Annotated in this window: 19 protein-coding genes; 13 read left to right on the top strand and 6 right to left on the bottom strand. The window is 68.0% G+C overall.

Annotation, left to right across the window (positions count from 1 at the left end; all coding sequences use genetic code 11):
• Window positions 1-2 precede the first annotated feature (2 nt).
• Complete coding sequence (locus FB390_RS12650; protein ID WP_141809124.1) at window positions 3-842, bottom strand: helix-turn-helix transcriptional regulator; 840 nt, start codon at window positions 840-842, stop codon at window positions 3-5.
• Window positions 843-944: 102 nt separating this feature from the next.
• On the opposite strand from FB390_RS12650, the gene FB390_RS12655 reads away from it, so the two are divergent.
• Together FB390_RS12655 and FB390_RS12660 are read left to right on the top strand one after the other, a co-directional pair.
• Entirely contained in the window at window positions 945-1,493 is a 549-nt protein-coding gene (locus FB390_RS12655; protein WP_141809125.1) for a YceI family protein, read from the top strand.
• Between the two features lie 154 nt (window positions 1,494-1,647).
• Window positions 1,648-1,875 (top strand): DUF3107 domain-containing protein, encoded by a 228-nt coding sequence (locus FB390_RS12660; protein ID WP_141809126.1) that lies wholly within the window; start codon window positions 1,648-1,650, stop codon window positions 1,873-1,875.
• A gap of 84 nt (window positions 1,876-1,959) precedes the next feature.
• Here FB390_RS12660 and fasR read toward each other — a convergent pair whose 3' ends face one another.
• A complete protein-coding gene (gene fasR / locus FB390_RS12665; RefSeq protein WP_141809127.1) occupies window positions 1,960-2,649 on the bottom strand; it encodes an HTH-type transcriptional activator FasR in 690 nt (229 codons plus the stop codon).
• A gap of 385 nt (window positions 2,650-3,034) precedes the next feature.
• Between fasR and FB390_RS12670 the strand changes: the two genes are divergently transcribed.
• From FB390_RS12670 to FB390_RS12700, 7 genes are all read left to right on the top strand, one after another.
• Window positions 3,035-4,024, top strand: a complete 990-nt coding sequence (locus FB390_RS12670; RefSeq protein WP_425465906.1) for a DUF3152 domain-containing protein — start codon at window positions 3,035-3,037, stop codon at window positions 4,022-4,024.
• Between the two features lie 97 nt (window positions 4,025-4,121).
• Window positions 4,122-5,306, top strand: coding sequence for an adenylyltransferase/sulfurtransferase MoeZ (gene moeZ, locus FB390_RS12675; RefSeq protein WP_141809129.1), 1,185 nt, complete (start codon window positions 4,122-4,124; stop codon window positions 5,304-5,306).
• 175 nt (window positions 5,307-5,481) lie between these two features.
• On the top strand, window positions 5,482-6,333 hold the full coding sequence (locus FB390_RS12680) for a TIGR02569 family protein (protein ID WP_141809130.1): 852 nt from the start codon (window positions 5,482-5,484) through the stop codon (window positions 6,331-6,333).
• A gap of 308 nt (window positions 6,334-6,641) precedes the next feature.
• Window positions 6,642-8,486 carry an SCO2524 family protein gene (locus FB390_RS12685; RefSeq protein ID WP_246123991.1) on the top strand — a complete coding sequence of 615 codons (1,845 nt, stop codon included), beginning with the start codon at window positions 6,642-6,644 and terminating at the stop codon, window positions 8,484-8,486.
• A gap of 4 nt (window positions 8,487-8,490) precedes the next feature.
• Window positions 8,491-9,411 carry an SCO2523 family variant P-loop protein gene (locus FB390_RS12690; RefSeq protein WP_141809131.1) on the top strand — a complete coding sequence of 307 codons (921 nt, stop codon included), beginning with the start codon at window positions 8,491-8,493 and terminating at the stop codon, window positions 9,409-9,411.
• 44 nt (window positions 9,412-9,455) lie between these two features.
• Window positions 9,456-10,469 carry an SCO2522 family protein gene (locus FB390_RS12695; RefSeq protein ID WP_246123992.1) on the top strand — a complete coding sequence of 338 codons (1,014 nt, stop codon included), beginning with the start codon at window positions 9,456-9,458 and terminating at the stop codon, window positions 10,467-10,469.
• A 154-nt stretch (window positions 10,470-10,623) separates the two neighbouring features.
• Window positions 10,624-11,574 carry an SCO2521 family protein gene (locus tag FB390_RS12700; RefSeq protein ID WP_141809133.1) on the top strand — a complete coding sequence of 317 codons (951 nt, stop codon included), beginning with the start codon at window positions 10,624-10,626 and terminating at the stop codon, window positions 11,572-11,574.
• Between the two features lie 5 nt (window positions 11,575-11,579).
• Here the strand turns inward: FB390_RS12700 and FB390_RS12705 are convergent, their stop codons facing one another.
• The 4 genes from FB390_RS12705 to FB390_RS12720 form a co-directional block, all read right to left on the bottom strand.
• Window positions 11,580-12,446 carry a potassium channel family protein gene (locus FB390_RS12705; RefSeq protein ID WP_141809134.1) on the bottom strand — a complete coding sequence of 289 codons (867 nt, stop codon included), beginning with the start codon at window positions 12,444-12,446 and terminating at the stop codon, window positions 11,580-11,582.
• Between the two features lie 68 nt (window positions 12,447-12,514).
• Entirely contained in the window at window positions 12,515-13,048 is a 534-nt protein-coding gene (locus FB390_RS33500; protein ID WP_185757018.1) for a GNAT family N-acetyltransferase, read from the bottom strand.
• A 260-nt stretch (window positions 13,049-13,308) separates the two neighbouring features.
• A complete protein-coding gene (locus FB390_RS12715; protein WP_141809136.1) occupies window positions 13,309-14,787 on the bottom strand; it encodes an MFS transporter in 1,479 nt (492 codons plus the stop codon).
• Between the two features lie 260 nt (window positions 14,788-15,047).
• Window positions 15,048-15,719 (bottom strand): FadR/GntR family transcriptional regulator, encoded by a 672-nt coding sequence (locus FB390_RS12720; protein WP_067789416.1) that lies wholly within the window; start codon window positions 15,717-15,719, stop codon window positions 15,048-15,050.
• Window positions 15,720-15,784: 65 nt separating this feature from the next.
• On the opposite strand from FB390_RS12720, the gene FB390_RS12725 reads away from it, so the two are divergent.
• From FB390_RS12725 to nirD, 4 genes are all read left to right on the top strand, one after another.
• Window positions 15,785-17,044, top strand: a complete 1,260-nt coding sequence (locus FB390_RS12725; RefSeq protein WP_141809137.1) for a CynX/NimT family MFS transporter — start codon at window positions 15,785-15,787, stop codon at window positions 17,042-17,044.
• Window positions 17,045-17,305: 261 nt separating this feature from the next.
• Entirely contained in the window at window positions 17,306-18,763 is a 1,458-nt protein-coding gene (locus FB390_RS12730) for a nitrate/nitrite transporter (RefSeq protein ID WP_141809138.1), read from the top strand.
• Window positions 18,764-18,791: 28 nt separating this feature from the next.
• A complete protein-coding gene (gene nirB / locus FB390_RS12735) occupies window positions 18,792-21,332 on the top strand; it encodes a nitrite reductase large subunit NirB (protein WP_141809139.1) in 2,541 nt (846 codons plus the stop codon).
• 64 nt (window positions 21,333-21,396) lie between these two features.
• A complete protein-coding gene (nirD, locus tag FB390_RS12740; RefSeq protein WP_141809140.1) occupies window positions 21,397-21,792 on the top strand; it encodes a nitrite reductase small subunit NirD in 396 nt (131 codons plus the stop codon).
• Window positions 21,793-21,796 lie beyond the last annotated feature (4 nt).

Below are 21,796 nucleotides of genomic sequence, written 5' to 3' on the forward strand. Positions count from 1 at the left end.
CCTTACTCGTTCGCGGCTCGGTTGTGCACCAGCCGCAGCCCCGTCGCACGGGCAGCGGCCTGGTCGAGCAGCCAGACGACGACGCTTTGGTCGCGGTCGGTCTCCATCGTCTCGAACGGCACGTCGACCGCGCCGTGCACCGGGTGATCGAACTTCAGCACGCTCGACACGGGCCCGCCGCCGACCTGGTGCGGCTTCCACCGCTCGCGAAACTCGGGCTCGCGCCGCAGCGCGTCGATCATCCCGAGCAGTTGGTCGTCGCCGGGCCAGCGAACCTTCGCGCGCAGCACCGCCGCCGCGAACGTGTCGGCGGCGGCGGGCCAGTCGCGCAGCGTCCGCCGGGCGCGCGGGTCCGTGAAGACGTACCAGGCCAGGTTCGCTTCGCCGTCCTCGCCGAGCAGACCGAGCGGTGTCGCGAAGTCGGCCCACGCGGGATTCCAGCCGAGCACGTTCAGCCGCCTTCCGATGACGAAGGCGGGCGTCGGCTGGAGCGCGGCGAGCACCGCCGTGATGGTCTCGCCGAGCTGTTCGCGCGGGGATTCGCTTCCCGGGCAACGGGACTCGTTGCCCGAGGCCATCGCGAGCAGCCCGAAGTGGTGGCGCTGCGGGCCTTCCAGCAACAGCGCGTCGGCGAGCGCGTCGACCACCGCCACCGACGGATTGGTGTCGCGGCCTTGCTCGAGCCGGGCCAAGTAGTCGGCGCTGACCCCCGCCCGCACCGCGACCTCCTCGCGGCGCAGTCCCGGCGTGCGGCGCCTGCCGCCCTCGGGCATCCCGACGTCGGCGGGCCGGAGTTCGCCGCGGCGGGCGACGAGGAATTCGGCGAAACCGTTGCGTGCCATGCTCTCCATCGTGCCCGGTCCTCGGACATTCAGCCTCGCCCTGAGAGGTCCAGGATAACGGCGGTCTGGTTACCGGACCGAGGTCCGGACAAGGTCGATGGCATGACGAACACTTCCGCAACCACCGCCACCCAGCAGCTGAAGCCCGGATCCTGGGCACTGGACACCGCCCACTCCTCGGTCGCGTTCACCATCCGCCATCTCGGCATCTCCAAGGTGCGCGGCGGGTTCACCCGTTTCGACACCGAGTTCGTCGTCGACGAGAACGGCGCCGCCACCCTCGGCGCCACCATCTACCTCGACTCCTTCGACACCGGCAACGCCGACCGCGACGCCCACGTCCGCAACGCCGACTTCCTCGACGTGGCCAACCGGCCGACGCTCACCTTCCGTGCCCCGCGGCCGGTGGTGATCGCCGAGAACTTCACCGTGGAGGGCGAGGCCACCCTCGGCGCGATCACCAAGCCCGTCACCCTCGAGGTCGAATGGGGCGGCGTCCAGGACTTCGGCCCGACCGGCGAGCGGCACGCCGGATTCTCGGCGACCGGCACCATCAAGCGCACCGACTTCGGCGTCGGCGGCCCGATGCCCGGCATGCTCAGCGACGCGGTGAAGATCGAGTTGGATATCGAGCTGATCGAACCCAAGTGACCAGCCGCGAGGCCTGACCGCTGTTCGCGATCAGCGTAGGCAGTGCGGTGCCGCGCGGCCGTTGCCCTGCACTAGCCTTGGACCGGACAGCAAGAGCGCTCGGGCGGACGCGACGTCCGACCGCCGCACAGGACTCTAGGTTCGGAGGTTGGCCGTGGAGGTCAAGATCGGTATTTCGGATAGCCCGCGCGAACTCGTGATCAACAGCGGGCAGACCCCGGAAGAGGTCGAGGCGATGGTGTCCGAGGCGCTGAGCGGCACCGGCGGCGTCGTGGCGCTCACCGACGAGAAGGGCCGCAAGTTCCTGATCCAGGCTTCGAAGGTCGCCTACGTGGAGATCGGCACCGCCGCCAGCGGCCGGGTCGGTTTCGCCGCCGTCTGACGACCCAACGACAACGAGCCCTCGGGTTCCGGTTCATGACCGAGAACCCGAGGGCTCGTTCGCGATTCGGGACCGCGCCGCGAATCAGAAGCGCGTGGAGTTGCCCGAGTTGTCGATCGGGTGCAGCGGGACGTGCGACAGACCGCCCCACGCCAGCGCGACGGTGGTGTCGACGGCCTCGTCCTTGGGGATCGGGCGGTCCGCCTCCAGCCAGTAGCGCGCGGTGAACTGGCTCGTGCCGACCAGACCGACCGCGAGAATGCGCGCGCGATAGGGATCGAGGCCGGAGTCGTGCGCGACCAGGTCGAAGACCGCGTCCACGCACGCCTCGGTGGCCTGCTCCACCCGGCGCTGCACCTGCGGCTCGCTGGTCAGGTCGGATTCGAAGACCAGCCGGAAGCCCTGCATCTCGTTGTCGACGAAGTCGAAGTACGCCTGCACGGCGGCGCGCACGCGCTGGCGGTTGTCGGTGGTGGAGCGCAGCGCCTGGCGCACGCTCGACACCAGCATGTCGACGTAGTTCTGCAGCACCGCGAGGTACAGCTCCAGCTTGCTGGTGAAGTGCTGGTACAGCACCGGCTTGCTGACGCCCGCGACCTGCGAGATCTCGTCCATGCCCGCCGCGTGATAGCCGCGCAGCACGAACACCTCGCTCGCCGCCAGGAGTAGCTGCTGCCGCCGCTCGTCGCGCGGCAACCGTGTACCGCGTTTCGTCGGCACCATGGCCTCGGACGACATTCTGCGGGACGTCATCCGGTCCACGAGGTCAGTCATTTCGGCTCTCCCAGTCGAGTCCCCGGCAAAAGGGGTTGTGCACCGGGTATCCAATGAACGATACCCGGTTGTAGCTCACATGCCGATCGGGGTTGTCGATCTCGTCCACCGGGTGAGATGTGGCGCACAGTGGAGCTCGGCCCCCATTGGCTCTGGGTCGCCCGGTTCCGTAGGCTCAGAACCCGTGGCAAGGTCCGGTCCCGAAACTCGTTCGGGTGCGGCTGCCCGATCGGGCGCTGTACCGCGGTCCGGGATCCCAGATCGGCCCGGCCGATCCAGACCCGAGCGCGGGACCCGCACCGACCCGTGGCCTCGGAAACCCGACGGCGACGACGCGGCACCCGCGCCCACACCCCCTACGGCACGCGACGCCAACGGCGTCGAGATCTACGACCCGCTCGGTCTCTACCAGGCCGCCGACCGCTCCCATCAGCCGCTTCGGGCGCGCTGGGACCCCACGGCGCCGGATCCGACTCGCGCCCGCGGCCCGCGGCCCGATCGCAACGCCAAGAAGCAGAGCGCGCTCGGCCGTTTCGTGTCCACCTACGGGTGGCGCGCGTACGCCCTCCCCGTGTTGTTCGTGGTCACCGTGCTCGTGATCGCCGACGCCGTGCGCGGCGGCGGGGGCGGCGCCGGGTCGACCGTCGAGCCGAGTTTCGGCAGGCTCAGCCCGCACGCCACGAACACCGGCGTCATCGGCGCACCGCCCGGCGACGGACAGTTCCCCGCCGACCTGCCCGCCGGCGCGGTCCCCGAGGGCGGCCCCTTCACAGAGAACGGGGCAGGCACCTGGCGGGTGGTCCCCGGCGGCACCGCCGAGGTCGGCGCGGGCACGGAGTACCACTTCAGCTACACCGTCGAGATCGAGAACGGCATCGACACCTCCGGCTTCGGCGGCGACGAGTCGGTGGCCAAGATGATCGACAGCACGCTGGCCAATCCGAAGAGCTGGGTCCAGGACAAGCGGTTCGCCTTCCGCCGCGTCGATCAGGGCGACCCGGACTTCCGCATCTCACTGACCTCGCGCCAAACCACCCGCACAGCTTGCGGTTTCGACATTCCCATCGATTCCTCGTGCTTCAACGCCGGGCTGGACCGGGTGGTGCTCTCCGAGGTGCGCTGGGTGCGCGGCGCGCTCGCCTTCGAAGGCGACATCGGCTCCTACCGGCAGTACCAGATCAACCACGAGGTCGGCCACGCCATCGGCTACCACCAGCACCAGCCGTGCGAGACCGACGGCGGACTCGCGCCGATCATGATGCAGCAGACCTTCGGCACCAGGAACAACGACATCGCCGCGCTCGATCCCGACGGCATGGTCCCGATGGACGGCAAACGCTGCCGATTCAACCCCTGGCCGTACCCGCGCGGCTGATCGCGGACGCGGTACGCGACGATACTGGGGAAGAACGGTTCGATCGTCCGCGTTGCACATCGTGCGATCGGCCAATTCGATTCGAGGAGTCCTGGACGTGTCATCACCGAAGTCCCTGCCGCCGCTGGTCGAGCCGGCCGCGGAACTGAGCAAGGACGAAATCGCCCGTTACAGCCGTCACCTGATCATTCCCGACGTGGGTGTGGACGGGCAGAAGCGTCTGAAAAACGCCAAGGTTCTGGTGATCGGCGCGGGCGGACTCGGCTCGCCCGCACTGCTCTACCTGGCCGCCGCGGGCGTCGGCACGCTCGGCATCGTGGAGTTCGACGAGGTCGACTCCTCGAACCTGCAGCGCCAGATCATCCACGGCGAATCCGACATCGGCCGGCCCAAGGCCGACAGCGCGCGCGACTCCATTCTGGAGATCAACTCCGGCATCGACGTTCGCCTGCACAAGCTGCGCTTGGAGCCGGAGAACGCGGTCGAGCTGTTCCGCGACTACGACCTGATCCTCGACGGCACCGACAACTTCGCGACCCGCTACCTGGTGAACGACGCCGCGGTGCTGGCGGGCAAGCCGTACGTGTGGGGTTCGATCTACCGCTTCGAAGGCCAGGTCTCGGTCTTCTGGGAGGACGCCCCCGACGGCCGCGGCCTGAACTACCGCGACCTCTACCCGGAGGCCCCGCCGCCCGGCATGGTCCCGTCCTGCGCCGAGGGCGGCGTGCTCGGCGTGCTCTGCGCGTCCATCGGCTCGATCATGGTGACCGAGGCGATCAAGCTGATCACCGGCATCGGCGACCCCCTGCTCGGCCGTCTGATGGTCTACGACGCACTGGACATGAGCTACCGGACCATCAAGCTGCGCCGCGATCCGGAACGTCAGCGGATCACCGAACTGATCGACTACGAGGCGTTCTGCGGTGTGGTGTCCGAGGAAGGCCAGGCCGCCGCGGCCGGGTCGACCATCACCGCGCGCGAGCTGAAGGAACTGCTCGACGCGGGCAAGGACATCGAGCTCATCGACGTGCGCGAGCCCGTCGAATGGGACATCGTGCACATCGAGGGCGCGCGGCTCATTCCCAAGGACCGCATCCTCTCCGGCGAGGCGCTGTCCGAACTGCCGCAGAACCGCCCGATCGTGCTGCACTGCAAGACCGGCATCCGTTCCGCCGAGGCGCTCGCGGTGCTCAAGAACGCGGGCTTCTCCGACGCCACGCACGTGCAGGGCGGCATCGTCGCCTGGGCCAACCAGGTCGACACCAGCCTGCCGGTCTACTGAGCGCCGGCGGGCCGGTGCCCGTGCCCGCCGCGGCGCGGGTTCGCCCGGCGGACGCGCACGGCAGCGCTACGCCGGATCCGGGCCGTACAGGACCCTGATCCGTGCGGTAGCCGGGTGCGCGGCCGGACCGGCGCGGCGCCCGAAAACGGCCCCGCACCGGCGGTACCGTACGGCCGTGACTTCTGTGGAACCCCCCGAGCACGTGCGGGCCACGTTCGGTCTGCGCGAAGTGACTCCGGTCCCGCTCGGCGACTGGGACGGCGGTTGGCGCTGCGGTGACGTGGTGCTCAGCCCGGTCGCCGACCACGCGCGGGCGGCCTGGTCGGCCAAGATCCGCGAGACGCTGAAGGTCGACGGGCTACGCGTGGCTCGTCCGGTGCGCGCCACCGACGGCCGCTACGTGGTTTCCGGCTGGCGCGCCGACACCTACCTGGAAGGCCGCCCCGAGCCGCGCCACGACGAGGTCGTCTCGATCTCGCTGCGGCTACACCAGGCGACCACGCGGCTGGAGCGCCCGCGCTTCCTCGTGCAGCCGCCGGTCACACCGTGGGTCGACGTGGACGTCTTCGTGGCCGCCGATCGCGCGGCATGGGAAGCCGTGCCGCTGCGCAGCCTGCGCGCGGGCGGCGCGGTCCCGACCACCTCGCCCGACGGGCAGCGCAGCATGGAACTCATCGGCCAGCTCGCCACGCTGCGCAAGCCGGTGCGGACCCCGGCCCAGCTGGTGCACGGCGACCTGTTCGGCACCATCCTCTTCGCGGACGCGGACAGCCCGGGCCTCAGCGACATCACCCCGTACTGGCGCCCCGCCGCGTGGGCAGCGGGCGTCATCGTCATCGACGCGCTCTCCTGGGGCGGAGCCGACGAAGGCCTGCTCGACCGCTGGTCCGATCTGCCGGAGTGGCCGCAGATGTTGTTGCGCGCCGTCATGTTCCGCCTCGCCGTGCACGCGCTGCACCCCCGTTCCACCCCCGAGGCCTTTCCCGGGCTGGCGCGGACCGCCGATATGGTCCGGCTGACGCTCTGATTCTCCGATAGCGGTTCGCTCTGGTAGCGCCCGCGCGGTGCGTTAAGCTCTCTGCGCCGCGCATCACTCGGGTCGGCTCGGGCCGCGGCTTTCGATCCGGTTCTCGACGTTCGACTCATGGCCAGACCCGGCTGCCCGCCCGTTCGACGGGTTCGTCCGGTAGCTCTAAACCTTTGTAAACAAAAAGGATTCGCGGCGCGATGTCCAATCGGCGCCCGTATCATGTTGTGCGCGAGATCGCCGCCGCCGGGGTCCTTCGGATTCCGGGAACCCGTGCGATCGGCGACGAGGGGTGAGGACTTCGGCAGGTGAGAATTCAACCGAGACAACAGATCCTGAACGTGTGGGAGGCGCTCGTAGCCACCTGTTGGGACGGCGATGATTGGAAGTGGGACGGCCAAGTGGCCGCCAATTCCATCAGCGACTCCGAGCAGCTGCTGTGCCTGCTGTATCCGGCGACGGAGATCGACACGTTCTCGTTGGACAATCCGGACAGCATGGCCGACGACGTGCTCGCCGCGCTCGCGCCGATCGGTGACTCCACGCAGATCCGTGGTTTCGTGCTGTGGCTGCTCGAACAGTACGTCGAGCGGAACACCAAGGATTCCGGCGAGCCGGACTTCGCCGCGGGCAGTTATCTGCGCGCCGCGGACGGCGAGCCGACGCCGGAGCAGTACCGGATCGAAGTGGTCGACGCCTATTCCATGTCGCTGACCGTGTGTATGGCCGGTCTGCGCTTCCTGCGCTCCTATTCCGAGCGGACGCGTTCGGAGGATCTGAAGGCGCGGATCAAGCTGCTGTCCGATCAGCTCAGTGTCCGGCTGACGGCGGCCATGACCGGTCTGGTGCGCAGCTTCGTCGTCAACACGGTGCGGCAGAAATCGCCTGAGGGACAGGCGATTCTGAGCATGCTCGATCAGAGCGGTCCCGGTGAGGACGCCGGACTCGTCGAGGGTGTGCGCCGTGCGCTCGCGCGCGTGCGGGCCCGGCTGCGCAGTGACGTCGTGCTCGGGCAGGAGGAATCGGTCAAGGCGCTCGAGGACGAGAGCCTGCTGTTCGAGTGCGGCTGGAGCTGGGGCGTGGTGCGCAACGCCACCGAAGTCGACTTCGTCGAAGCGCGGATCGGCGATCAGCCCGGCATCGCCGATCCGCGGCCCTACCTGTACTTCACCATCGTCGCCCTGGACGGCATCAACGACCTCGTCGCCCCGCGCACCGGCGAACTCGGTCTGCTCAACGAACAGCAGCACCGGCTGGCGCAGGCGCTGCGCACGCGATGGGAACTCACCCAGCGTTATTGGTCCACCGTCGCGCGCTTCGGCACGGGATCTTGGCCGCTGGAGGACATTCCGTGGCGGACGTCGGACAACGAGCAGTCCGACTACTTCAGTCTCACGGTGTCCGCGGTGCTGATCCAGGACCTGGTCGCCCGCACCGCCACCGACGACGACTTGACAAGGGCCGTTGCCATTTTCGACGAGCTGGCCGGGCGGGGCAGGATCATCCGCAGGCCGACGGTCGATGACCCCGCCATCGCGCTGCACAACCCCGGCGTCCGGCTGCGCCTGCGCGGCAGCGAGCAGGTGGACAACGGATCGGTCCTGCAGTGGGAGGTGTCGGACTTCGCCGCCGTGCTGCTCAAGCGCATGTTGCAGGCGGCACGCCTGTCCAACAACGTCGCGGCGCGGGACAAGCTGATGGAACTGTCCAAGGCGGCGATGGACCATCTGCACCGGCGCGTGCTGCGCGTCGGCGCCGTCGGGTTGTGGGACGACCCCACAAGGGTTTTCGGCGGCAACGGCGCCGGGACGGTGTCCGAGCCGTCGTGGTACATGACCGAACGCGTCATCGAGTGCATGGTGGCCGCGGAGCAGACCTATCGGCAGTCGCCGCCCAATTGGCCCGAGCTGCAAGCGGTGGCGCGAGTCATGCTGAACACCGCCGAACACCGCTTCGATCAGGAATTGCTCGGCGCCAGCGTCCTCGACGCCTCCCCGAACCGCGAGACGTTGGTGGAGGTCGAGCGCAACATCGACGAAGCGCGGCAGCAGTTACGGGAGGACGCCGCGACGACGCTGGTGCACACGCTCGACGCGCTGCGCGAACTCTACAAACTCGCTGCCGCGCGCGACGACGCGACAAGGAGTTCCTGATCGCATGATCGTCTTCGCGACCTCCGACAAAGGGGGTACCGGCCGGTCGGTGACCAGCTGCAATCTCGGCTACCGGCTGTGCTCGAAAATGGGCAAGAACGTCGCCTATCTGGACTTCGATTTCGGATCGCCCACCGCCGGAGCGCTTTTCGAGATCGGCGGTATGGAGCGCGGCATCTCGAGCGGCTCCGGCCTGCATTCGTATCTGCTCGGCAAGATCGATGTCGCGACCCGAGTCGACGTGCGGGGAAACACCGACCGGACCGATCTGCGCAAGCTGCCCGGTCCCACCGGCAAACTCGTCTTGCTCCCCGGTGACCTCGGCGGCGGCGAATTCGACAAGAAGGCGAACGACGACATCGTCGAGCGGTGCGCGCGTCTGCTGCTCGAACTGGACCAGGCGTTCGACGTCTGTCTGGTCGACCTCAGTTCGGGACGTTCGGTCGCGATGGACATCTCGCTGAAGGCGACAGCGCTGCCGCAATTGGCGACGCGAACGGTTCGCTGGCTCGTCTTCCACCGGTGGACCCGGCAGCACATTCTGGCCGCCAACGGTCTGGTGCACGGTGAGCACGGTCTGCTGGAGTGCGGTGTCCGGGTCGGACACGACCGGGAGACATTGTTGGACAACCTGAGATACGTGCGGACCGCGGTGCCACAATTGAACATGGCCACGGGCGGTTCCGGGCCGCAGGCTGCCTGGCTGCACCAGCAGGACGCGATGTTGAAGCATTTGGCGTCGACCAAGGAGGTCGGAGCGAGTGCGCTGCTCGGCGAGACCCCGGTCGAACCGGTTCTGCAATACCGCGAGCAGCTGATCCTGGATATCGATGTGAAGAAGGAAATCGCGAACAGGCCTACCGTCGTCGCGTTCGACCTGCTCGCCAAGCGTTTGATCGACGAGGCGACCTGGATTCGGTTCTGACCTGACCCGCATGAATGCCAACCCGGAAAGGGCCGTTGAACACGGTGGAGAACGCCACAGGCTACAGCGAGGCGACCGAGAGCGCTCGGCTCGCCAGGGTGCCGCTGTCCCATATGTCCATCGAGGTGGGGCATTTCTACATGAACGATCTCACCAACGGTGAGGATCGCATTCGCACCCAATTTCGCCGTATCGTTCCACTGGTCGGCGCCTACACCGAGATCGCGAAAAGCGAGTACGGTCCGCGCGCCAGGGTCAGCACCTGCTTTCTGATCGACGACTATTTCCGCTCGGATACCAATCCAGGGGAAATCCTGCGCAAGCTGCTCGGCATCGCCGACGAATGCGGTTTGCGTATCGACTATCTGGCGAGGGAAGCCGGCTGCTTCGAGGTCCCGGTCGCGGGTCCCGAAGGGGTGAGCGTGTCACGCATTCCGCTCGCCGATATGGTGCGCAGCCGCATTGTTCCCGAGCCGTACGAGGGCACCAACGGGCGACGACCGCCGACAATGGAATCCGGCTGGCTGTGCAACGGAAAGCGCGCGAACGAAGGCGATTCCGGCCAGGCGATGCACGAGGAGGCCTACACGCCGCCGGAAGAGCTCGGGCGGCGCGAGCATTCCATCTTCCTCGACGTGGAGATGTGGAGCAGGCGGACGAAAGTGAACGGGCGCGCCGACGGCCACACCAAATGGTCGTGCCCCTATCTCGCCTCCATCTGGCAGCTGCTGCGCTTGGGAATGCTGCGCATGCAGGGGGCGCCGATCGTGGAACCGCAGCCGTGGGGACCGGGGGACGAGTGGCCGGACAACTGGTGGGATATGCCCGCGGTGCTCCAGCTGAATCCGAAGGCCAAGCCGTTCGCGGCGTATCGGTCGATCTCGCTGCTGCCCAAGCGCTATCTGAAGATCGAAGCCGCCGTGCAACTGATCCTCGACCACATCCAACTCGACGACGACGTGGTCGACCAGATCGTGAGCCGCGGTCGGGAAGAGGGAATCACGCTGCCGCGCAAGGTCACCGATCGCATCGGCCACGTTCTGCTGGACGGGGTCTGAGTTGACCGGCCCGACGAGTTCCGACGGTGCGCCCGCGCGGCGCGGGGTTCGAGCGAACCGCTCGGCTCCCGCGCGCGGCCGGGGCCGCCCGGCTCGATTGGTCGCGCGCGGCGCGCGGGCCCAACCGCGGACGCCGCCGCCCGAACTGCCCGTCGTGCTTGGTGAAGTCGAAACCTGTCTGCTGCCGACCGGTACCGCGTTGCGCCGCGAGGAGACGATCGACCTGCTCGGGCAGCTGATGCCCGACAGCACCATCTTCTGGCGGGAGCGCCCGATCTCACTGGCCATCTCGCCGCCGACGGTCGAAGGAGTCGACTGCCAGCTGAAAGTGCCGACGCGGACGAGCGTGCGGGCGATCGGGACGGTCGCGACGCGCTCGCTGGTGTTCGGCGGCCGCGTGTTGCAGAGTTCGTCGGTGACCAGGGTGGTGGCGGGCGCGAACGGGCAGCGCCAGACCTGGTCGCACTATCTGAGCCGGGCCGGCGTGCTCGAAACGGTCTCCAAGATCGCGAAGGACACCGGAACCGGTGTGGCCGAGGGCTTCCTGGTGCCGGGACCTGCCTCCGACAGCACGCTCGACCTGACATCGATCGCGAACCGGCTGCTCGGCCGGATCCGGATGGACAGCCGGCTCGACCAGCGGGTCCCGCTGCCGTCGGAGGCCACGCGGCTGCGCTGGGCGGCGCGGGTCGACCGGGGGAATCCGCCGTCCGTGCGGTTCCGGCTCCAGGACGACCGGGTGCGGGCGGTCCTGGTGACCGTCGGAAGCGCGGCGGAGCTGGATGACGTCCAGCGCTTCTGTGAGGATCTCGCGGTGCACGATTGGCTGCTGACGGCCACGTCGGCGGCGATCGACCAGTCCGACCTCTTCCCGCCGGGGAGTACGGAGTCGGTCGCGGTGTTGCTGCCCGTGCTGCGGCACCTTGCCCACGTCTGGATGCCGCGCGCGCACACCCCACCCGGTCTGCGCGCACTGTGGGACGGGCTGGAGGAGGCGCCCGGCCTGACGGCGGGGCGGCGGGGACTGGTCGACCAGGTCCGTGACCGGGTGCTCGTCGCGGCACTGGACGCGTTGCGGCACAGCAGGACAATGCCGCAGGACTGACGGATTCACAGCCGGAACCAGCGCCGCACCAGCAGCGCGAAGAACACGGAGGTGAACACGATTCCGGTGTAGGACTCGACGATCAGTAGCACCCGGCCCGCCCGCCCGATGTCGGTGAGATCGCCGAGTCCGACCGGATTGAGATAGTTGACCAGGCACAGGTGGAAGGTCGTCGAGATCGGCTCACGGTCGGTCAGCCACAGCGCCGCGGTGAAGGCGAGCAGCTGTAGCGCGATCCAGCCGAGCAGCTGGAAAGGGCGAAAGCCATACCCGCACAGCAGATCCGAGATAGCGCCAGGGATGCGCTTCCACACCGGGAAGGTCGCGCGCCGCCGGGCTCTGGCCAGCGCGAGACGGCAGCGGTCCTGTTTGCCGAAATCCTCTTCCAGCGCGTGCAACGCGGTGGCGCGCTTGAACGCCAGCGCCGCGTGCGACGGCAGGTCGGCGTCGGTGAGGCGATGACCGAGCTGTTCGTAGATCTCGGCAAGCCGCATGTTCTGGGTACGGCTCAGGCGCCGCGGTCCGCGGAACTCCACCTCGGCCGCCAGGAGCGCGGTCAGGATCGTCAGTGGCGTCCAGCCGGGTTGCTCGCGGTGCCCGATCGGCAGTTCGGCTGCCTCGTAGATGTGCCGGAATATCAAGGTGTCCCCGCCCGGCGCGATGGGCGCCGAATCGTAATCCAGGACGAGGTTCTCGACGTGGTTGTGGAATGCCCTGAGCATCAGCTTCTCCGGCGTTCGCGCCGGATCGTCGTGATTCTGGTTCAGGAATTTGAGGATGTCGGTGGTGTACCGGTCGGCGTGTCTGTCGATCAAGGTGGTCATCGACAGCACCGCGTGCGGCAGCTGTGACTGCCCTACGTATTCGGTCATGTGTGTGGTGCCCCCCGGCATCGTCCGCGTCGTCTCGACGTGACATCCACCATAGCAATGTGATTCGGCTATCGGCCGGGCCGCTGTTTGAGCCAGTGCGGGTCGGTCGGCTCGGGCACCCGGCCGGCGGCGGGTTTCGGGGTGAGCCGATATCGCAGCACATCGCGCGGCTCGCCGGGGCCGAAATACTGGTCCTCGTGACCGGTCACCTCGAAACCGGCGGTCTTGTACAGGTTGGTGGCGAGCTGATCGCTCGGGCGCACGGTGATGTAGACCGAATCCGCCGCGGCGGTCCGGCAGCTGTGCACCGCGCGTTCCAGCAGCCCACGGCCGATCCGGCGTCCCCGATACGGTGCGGCGACGGCCAAGCCCATCACCCAGCCTCGGCTGCGTGACCCTAGGCCGACGAGTGCGTATCCGCAGACGCGGTCGTCGAGTTCGGCCACCACCCAATGCGATCCGTGCAGATCGAACAGCTGCCGCAGTGCGGCGTACGGGTAGGCGTGGTCCGCGAACTGTTCCAGTTCGAGCGCGGCGATGTCCGTGAGGTCGTGCACTGTCGCGGCCCGGTAGACAGCCCCCGGCCTTGCCCCGATTTCCAATGGCTCACCTCTGTCTCCCCTGCGTGAGTCTGACTCCAGCGTAAAGCGGTGTGGTACTGCGAGGTTCGGAATCAGTGCGGCCGGTCGTTTCGGGCGGCGTTGCTCGACGGTCGCCCGGAGACGCCGAAAACCGCTGGGAGGAAACCCTTCCCAGCGGCATTCGGGTCGAACGAGGGCGTGGCGGTCACCGGAGGGGAATCGGGACCGCCCGGCCCCGACCGGCGTTCGGGGTTCGGTCCGAACGCCGGACGGCGATGCGGTTACACCTTGGCGTAGGCCAGCGAGGGGATGCGGCCGATGGCGAACGAGGAACGCAGGTAGAAGAACCAGGTGACCCCCGCCATCACGATGAACGCCGCCGAGTAGGCCCAGAAGGCGGGCGCCATGCTGCCGAAGTTGATGTTGGACAGGCGAAGTGCCTGCTGCAACAGGTAGCCGCCGGAGGCGCCGATCGCGCCGATGACGCCGATCGCCGCGCCCGCCTGTCGCTTGGCCGACGCCGAGGCTTCGGCGATGTCCATGCCGTGCTCGGAGGCGTACTTCTTGGCCTCCGCGTTGAAGATGGACGGGATCATGCGGTAGGTGGAGCCGTTGCCGATGCCGGTGAGGACGAACAGCGCGAGGAAGGCGACCAGGTAGAGCGGGAAGCTCTTCAGCTCGAGCGCCGCCATGATCGCGGCGACAGCGACGGCCATACCGCTGAAGACGATCACGGTGATCTTCGCGCCGCCGACCTTGTCGGAGACCCACCCGCCGAACGGGCGGCTGAACGAGCCGACGAAGGCGCCGAGGAAGGCCAGGTTGCCGAGGGTGGTGATCCAGCCGATCTTGGCCAGGTCGGGGAAGTTGGCCTTGATCAGGGTGGGGAAGGCGAAGGAGAAGCCGATGAAGGAACCGAAGGTCCCGATGTAGAGGAACGACATCACCCAGGTGTGCCGGTTGGTGAGCGCCAGCTTGTAGGACTTGCCGTCGGACTTCGCGGTGCTGATGCTGTCCATGTAGCGCAGGGCGCCGAAGGTGGCGATCAGGATGAACGGCACCCAGACCAGCACCGAGAGCGTGATGCCGAAGCGGTAGCCCGCCGGATCCTTGGCCGTGAGATGGGTGCCCAACGTGATCAGCAGCGGCAGCACCAGCTGGGTCTGCGCGACGCCGAGGTTGCCGCCGGCGGCGTTGATGCCGAGGGCCGCGCCCTTTTTCCCTTCCGGGAAGAAGAACGAGATGTTGGCCATCGAGGAGGAGAAGTTGCCGCCGCCGAAGCCGGCCAGCGCCGCGAGGACCATGAACACCCACATGGGGGTGCCCGGCTGGTTCACGAAGTAGGCCAGGCCGAGGGTCGGTATCAGCAGCATGGCCGCGCTGAACGCAGTGAATGCGCGCCCGCCGAATTTCGGGATGGCGAAGGTGTACGGAATGCGCAGCGCCGCACCGACGAGCGTCGGGGTGGAGGTGAGCAGCAGGGCGTTGCTCACCGCGGTGGGGTTGCCCTTGCCGAGCCCGGCGAGGAAGTCGAAGCCCGCGGCGCCCATGCTGGTGACCACGGTGCCCCAGATGACCCACACGCTGAAGCCGAGGTTCTCGGCGAAGACCGAGAAGATCAGGTTCTTGCGTGCGGTCAGTTTTCCGCCCGATTCCCAGAACTTCAGGTTGTCCGGTTCCCAGTGGTCCAGCCAGCGGCCACGCTTCTGGTGGCTGAACGATTCCGACTGCTGGCCGGTGGCAGCAACTGTGGCAGTCATCGGCTTCCTCTCGATTAGGCTCGACCGACCCTCATCGCGGCAATCGTCGCGCCATTGCGACGTTGATTCGTCTCGGGACGCCCATCCAAGTCGGGGAGGGGCCGTCGAGTTGCCTTTTGTACGGTCGAGACAAAGGTAGAAGCCAGTTGTTGCGGGCCCGTGGCCTTCGGTGACGTTCCCGGCAAATCCGACTCACATGGGGGAAACGCCCTCGGTGACCAGTTGGTTACCTGGCGATGGCGCCGCGGGACCGGTCGGAACTATCGGGCGTCCGGGTATTCCGCGATGAGCGATCCGAGGAAGCAGCGCGCGGCCTGCGCGGCGCGATCGGCGTCGCCGTCGACGACGGCCTGCACGAGTTCGTTGTGCTCGGCGTCGTAGGAATCGTCGGATTTCGAAGTCCGCGAGCGGATCACCTGTTCGATGGTGGGCAGCAGCGAGTCGTAGAACTCGAGGTACACCGCGTTGTGGCTGGCGACCACGATCGCGCGGTGCAGCGCGACGTCGGCGGCGATGGCGCTGTGGGTGTCCGCGTCCCAGTGGTGGCTGCGTTCCTCTAGCAACCTGCGCAGGTTCGCGATATCGGCGTCGTCGCGGCGGCGCGCGGCGAGCGCGGCGGCGGTGGTGTCCAGCGCGAGGCGTAGTTCGAGGACGTCGCGCTCCTCGGCGTCGGCGAAGTATTTGCCAAGGGTGCCGCCGACTTCCGAGGCGGCGATCACATAGGTGCCCGACCCTTGGCGCCGTTCCAGCATGCCCGCGTGCACGAGCGCCTGGACGGCCTCGCGCACCGTATTTCGGCCGGTGCCGGTTAGCTCGGTGAGCTCCGGCTCGGTCGGGATGCGGGAGCCGATAGCCCAACGGCCGGAACGGATTTCGGCACGCAGCTGTTCGGTTACCTGGGCGATGAGGCTGGTGCGCCGGACGGGTTGCACCGGAACAGAGTACCGCCCGTCACAAATTGTTGCCGACGATCATCGGGTCATCCTATGATTTCTCGGTGACAGCGACCCTCTCGAACACCGCGACCCGTCAGGATTCCGCCGCTCTCGAGCAGCGCAAGCGCGCGCTGGTAGAGGGTCGACTGCTCGTCCTCACCGCGATCGTGATGTCCGCACTGGTGCTGCGGGTCGCCGTCACCGCGTTCAGCCCGCTTGCCGAGCGCATCGGCGCGGATATCGGCTACTCGACCGCGGTCGTCGGTGTCTTCGGCATGATCCCGACCGCGATGTTCGCCCTCTCGGGCCTGCTGACCCCGATCCTGGTGCGTCGCCTCGGCCTGGAACGCACCGCGCTGACCGCCATGCTGATGGCCGGCCTCGGCATGCTGATCCGGGCCATGACGCACGGCACCGCCGAACTGCTGATCTTCTCCGCGCTAGCGCTCGGCGGCATGGGCATCGGCAACGTGGTGATCCCGCCGTTGGTCAAGCGGTATTTCCCGGACCGGCTGGCGGTCATCAGTTCCCTCTACATCACCATGGTGCAGCTCGGCACCGTGGTGCCCGCGCTGATCGCCGTCCCGGTGGCGGAGGCGCACGGCTGGCGGATCTCGATCGGTCTGTGGGCGCTGCTCGGCTTCGCCGCCGCGCTGCCCTGGATCAAAGTGCTGCGCGATCGGCGTGGTCGCGACATCGCCGACACCACGGGTTTGCCCGCCGAAGGCGCCGAGTCCGTGGGCCGGGTCTGGCGTTCGCCGGTCGCCTGGGGCATGGCGGGCATGTTCGGCATGACCTCGCTGACCACCTACGCGATCTTCGCCTGGCTGCCCAAGATCCTCAGCGAAGCGGGCGCGAGCGCGGCGTTCGGCGGCACCATGGTGGGACTGTTCGCCCTGGTCGGTCTGGTGGCCGCGCTCTCGGCGCCGACGATCGTCGCCCGCTTCCGCAATCCGTTCCCCGTTGTCGTCGGCTGCGCGGCCTTGTTCTTCACCGCCTTCGCGGGCCTGCTGATCGCGCCGATGAGCGCGCCCGTGCTGTGGGTGGTGATCCTCGGCCTCGGCCCGAGCACCTTCCCGATGGCGCTCACCCTCATCAATCTGCGCACCAAGACCCCGCGCGGCTCGGCGGCGCTGTCCGGCTTCACCCAGGGCGTCGGTTACGCGGTGGCGTGCGCGGGCCCGTTGCTGTTCGGCATGCTGCACACCGCGACGGGCGGCTGGCTCGCGCCGTTCGCGATGCTGAGCGTCGCGGTGCTGGTGTTGCTCGCCGGCGCGTGGCAGGCGTGCAAGCCGCGCATGCTCGAGGACACCTGGAACTGATCGGGCGGAATCTCCCGGTTCGAGTTGCGTGCCCGTGCGGTGCGGCGCATGCTGTGCGCGTCACACCTCACCGGCCGCTGTGCGCGAGATCGGCTGTTTGTCACCCGTGGAAACTCTTGTGTCACACGGGTGAAACATAACGTTGGAACTCACCCCGGAATCCGGGTAATCGTGAGCAACCGTTGATTTGGCGGTCATTTACCGCAGCATTTCGGCAATACCTGTTTCCTACCGTTGGGGCCAACCGATTTTGGGAGGCCCTTGTTGAGCACGCTGACGCGTAACCACAACATCGAGCACTGGGATGCCGAGGACGTCGCGGCCTGGGAGGCGGGCGGCAAAGACATCGCCAAGCGCAACCTGATCTGGTCGGTCTTCGCCGAGCACGTCGGATTCTCGGTCTGGTCGATCTGGTCGGTGATGGTGCTGTTCATGCCCGCCGACAAGTTCGGCATCGATCCCGCGGGCAAGTTCTTCCTCGCCGCGCTGCCGACGCTGGTCGGCGGATTGCTGCGCATTCCCTACACCGTGGCCACCGCCCGGTTCGGCGGACGCAACTGGACCATCTTCAGTGCGTTCCTGCTGGTCATCCCGACGCTGCTGACGCTGTACTTCGTCAACCAGCCGGGCACCTCGTACACGACCTTCATGATCGTGGCCGCGTTCGCGGGCTTCGGCGGCGGCAACTTCGCCTCCTCGATGACCAACATCAACGCCTTCTACCCGCAGCGGCTCAAGGGCTGGGCCCTCGGTCTGAACGCGGCAGGCGGCAACATCGGCGTGCCGGTCATCCAGCTGCTCGGCCTGCTCGTCCTCGCGACCCTCGGCGACGGCTACGGCTCCCTGATCTGCGCCGTCTACCTGGTGCTCGTCGCGCTGACCGCGGTCGGCGCCGCGCTCTACATGGACAACCTGAAGAACCAGAAGGCCGACCTGTCCTACATGGTGACGGCGCTGAAGGTGCCGCAGTCCTGGGCCATCGCCTTCCTCTACATCGGCACCTTCGGTTCGTTCATCGGTTACAGCTTCGCCTTCGCCCAGATCTTGCAGATCAGCTTCAAGGCAGGCGGCGACACCGCCGCGCAGGCCGCCGTGCACGCCGCGTCGATCGCCTTCATCGGCCCGCTGTTGGGTTCGCTGGCCCGCCCGTACGGCGGCAAGTGGGCCGACCGGATCGGCGGAAGCAAGGTCACCATCTTCGTCTTCGCCGCGATGATGGCCGCCACCCTCGTGGTCGGAATGGCCAGCACCGTGGCCGACGGCAACGGCGGCGTTGCCAGCGGTGGCGTGATGACCGTCATGGTCATCGGCTTCATCGCCCTGTTCGTGCTCTCCGGTTTCGGCAACGGCGCGGTCACCAAGATCATCCCGTCGGTCTTCGACGCCAAGTCCAAGAGCCTCGACGCCAGCCCCTCGGTGCAGGCGGCTTGGTCGCAGAACACCTCCGGCGCGCTCATCGGCGTCGTCGGCGCCATCGGCGCGCTCGGCGGCGTCGGCATCAACCTGGTGCTGCGCACCTCCTACGCCTCGACCAACTCGGCCACCACCGCCTTCTGGGTGTTCATGGCCTTCTACGTCGCCTGCGCCGCGGTGACCTGGTTCGTCTTCCTCCGCCGTCCAACCATGGCCGCCGACAGCGACGTCGTGCACGAAGCCGAGGCGCTCGTCCTCGAGGCCGAGGCCGCCGCATCCAAGTCCAACTCGTCGGCTCGCGCCTGACGCCCGAACCGTCCCCAGGGAGGTCACCATGAACCCCACAGTCGATCCCGCCCAGCGCAAGACCGCGGTGGTCGTCGGCCACGGCATGGTCGGGCACCGTTTCGTCGAGGCACTGCGCTCGCGTGACGAAGCCGGCCAGTGGCAGATCGTCATCCTCAGCGAGGAGCAGCTGCCCGCCTACGACCGCGTCGGACTGTCGTCCTACGTCGGCAGCTGGGACGCGAGCCTGCTCGCGCTGCCCGGCAACGAGTACGCCGGTGACGCCCTCGTCGAGCTGCGCCTCGGCCAGCGCGCCGAGAGCATCGACCGCGACGCGCGCAAGGTCGTCACCTCGGCGGGCGACACCATCGCCTACGACGCGCTGGTGCTGGCCACCGGCTCCTACGCCTTCGTGCCGCCGGTGCCTGGCCACGACCTGGACGGCTGCTTCGTCTACCGCACCATCGAGGACTTGGACGGCATCCGCGCCACCGCCGAGGCGGCCGGTCCCGGCGCGGTCGGCGTGGTGATCGGCGGCGGTCTGCTCGGGCTGGAGGCGGCCAACGCGCTGCGCCTGCTCGGCATGACGCCGCACGTCATCGAATTCAACGACCGGCTGATGCCCGCGCAGGTCGACGCGGGCGGCGGCGCGATCCTGGAGCGCCTGGTCACCGACCTCGGCCTGAACGTGCACACCGGCGTCGGCACCCAGTCGATCGAGGCCGCGGGTGACGGCAAGCTGAAGCTGACCCTCTCCGACGAGTCGACCATCGACAACGCCTCGCTCGTGGTGTTCTCCGCGGGCATCCGTCCGCGCGACCAGATCGCCCGTGACGCGGGCCTCGAGGTCGGTCCGCGCGGCGGCATCGTCACCGACCTGGGCTTGCAGACCTCCGACCCGAACATCTGGGCCATCGGTGAGTGCGCCGCGGTCGAGGGCGTCTGCTACGGCCTGGTCGCCCCCGGTTACAGCACCGCCGAGGTGGTGGCCGACCGGCTGCTCGGCGGCGCGGGCGAATTCCCCGGCGCCGACATGTCCACCAAGCTGAAGCTGCTCGGCGTCGACGTGGCCAGCTTCGGTGACGCGCACGGCACCACCGAGGGCGCGCTGTCGGTCGTGCTGCACGACGCGGCCAAGGGCACCTACGCCAAGCTCGTCGTCTCCGACGACGCGCAGATCCTGCTCGGCGGCATCCTGGTCGGCGACGCGTCCGCGTACTCCGCGCTGCGTCCGCTGGTCGGCCGTCCGCTGCCCGCCGATCCCGCCTCGCTGATCTCCCCCGCGGGTGCCGAACTCGGCGCGGACGCCCTGCCCGACGACGCCCAGATCTGCTCCTGCAACAACGTCAGCAAGGGCGCGATCTGCGGTGCCATCGCGGAGGGCGCTTGCGACGTGCCCGCCATCAAGAGCTGCACCAACGCGGGCACCTCCTGCGGTGGCTGCGTGCCGATGCTCAAGAAGCTGCTCGAGCAGTCCGGCGTCGAGGTCTCCAAGTCGCTGTGCGAGCACTTCACCCAGTCGCGCGCCGAGCTGTTCCAGATCGTTCAGGTCACCGGCATCCGTACCTTCTCCGGCCTGATCGCCAAGTACGGCAAGGGAACCGGCTGCGACATCTGCAAGCCGACCGTCGCCTCGATCCTGGCCTCCACCTCGAGCGACCACATCCTCGACGGTGAGCAGGCCGCGCTGCAGGACACCAACGACCACTTCCTGGCCAACCTGCAGAAGAACGGCACCTACTCGGTGGTGCCGCGGATGCCCGGCGGTGAGGTGACCGCCGAGCAGCTGATCACCATCGGCGAGGTGGCCAAGGAATTCGGCCTCTACGTCAAGGTCACCGGCGGCCAGCGCATCGACCTGTTCGGCGCGCGCGTCGAGCAGCTGCCGCAGATCTGGCAGCGTCTGGTGGACGCGGGCATGGAATCCGGTCACGCGTACGGCAAGTCGCTGCGCACCGTCAAGAGCTGCGTCGGCTCCACCTGGTGCCGCTACGGTCAGCAGGACTCGGTCGGCATGGCCGTGCTGCTCGAAAAGCGTTACCGCGGACTGCGTTCCCCGCACAAGCTGAAGCTGGCCGTGTCCGGCTGCGCCCGCGAGTGCGCCGAGGCGCGCGGCAAGGACGTCGGCGTGATCGCCACCGAGCACGGCTGGAACCTCTACGTCGGCGGCAACGGCGGTCTCACGCCGAAGCACGCGGTGCTGCTCGCCGGTGATCTCGACGACGAGACGCTGATCAAGTACATCGACCGCTACCTGATGTTCTACATCCGCACCGCCGACCGGCTGCAGCGCACCGCGCCGTGGCAGGAGGCGCTCGAGGGTGGCCTGGACTACCTCAAGGCGGTCGTCTGCGAGGACAGCCTCGGTATCGCCGACGAACTCGAGGCCGCCATGGCCAAGCACGTCGACGGCTACAAGGACGAGTGGGCCGCGGTGCTCGAGGACGAGGAGAAGCTCTCGCGCTTCGTCTCGTTCGTCAACGCGCCGGAGGAGGCCGACCCGACCATCTCGTTCGACGACAGCGGCGAGCGGAAGGTGCCGGTGCTGTTGGGCGTGCCACAAATGCCGGCCGCCACGCACGGGAAATAACGACTTAACCGTGCGGAAACAGGACGCCGGTACCAATGAGTAAGGCGTTCGGAGGAGGAACCCGATGACCGTGATCGATACACCCAGCATCTCGCCAGCTACGGCCACCGGTTGGACGCAAGCGTGCCGACTCGACTATTTGATTCCAGGCCGCGGCGTTGCGGTATTGCTGAAGGGTGGCCAGCAGGCCGCACTGTTCCGACTGACCGACGGCAGCCTGTACGCCGTCGGCAATATCGATCCGTTCGGTCGCGCGGCCGTGATGTCGCGCGGGATCGTCGGTGATCGCGGCGGCGTGCCCGTCGTGGCCTCGCCGCTGCTGAAGCAGGCGTTCTCGCTGCTCGATGGGCGTTGCCTGGACGATGAATCGGCGGCGCTGCCGGTGTACGCGGTGCGGGTCGACGACGGCATCGTTTCGGTTTCCAACGAGCCGGTGGCGCTCGACTCTTCGGACGGATGAACCT

It is taken from the genome of Nocardia bhagyanarayanae, from assembly GCF_006716565.1.
Lineage (GTDB): Bacteria > Actinomycetota > Actinomycetes > Mycobacteriales > Mycobacteriaceae > Nocardia > Nocardia bhagyanarayanae.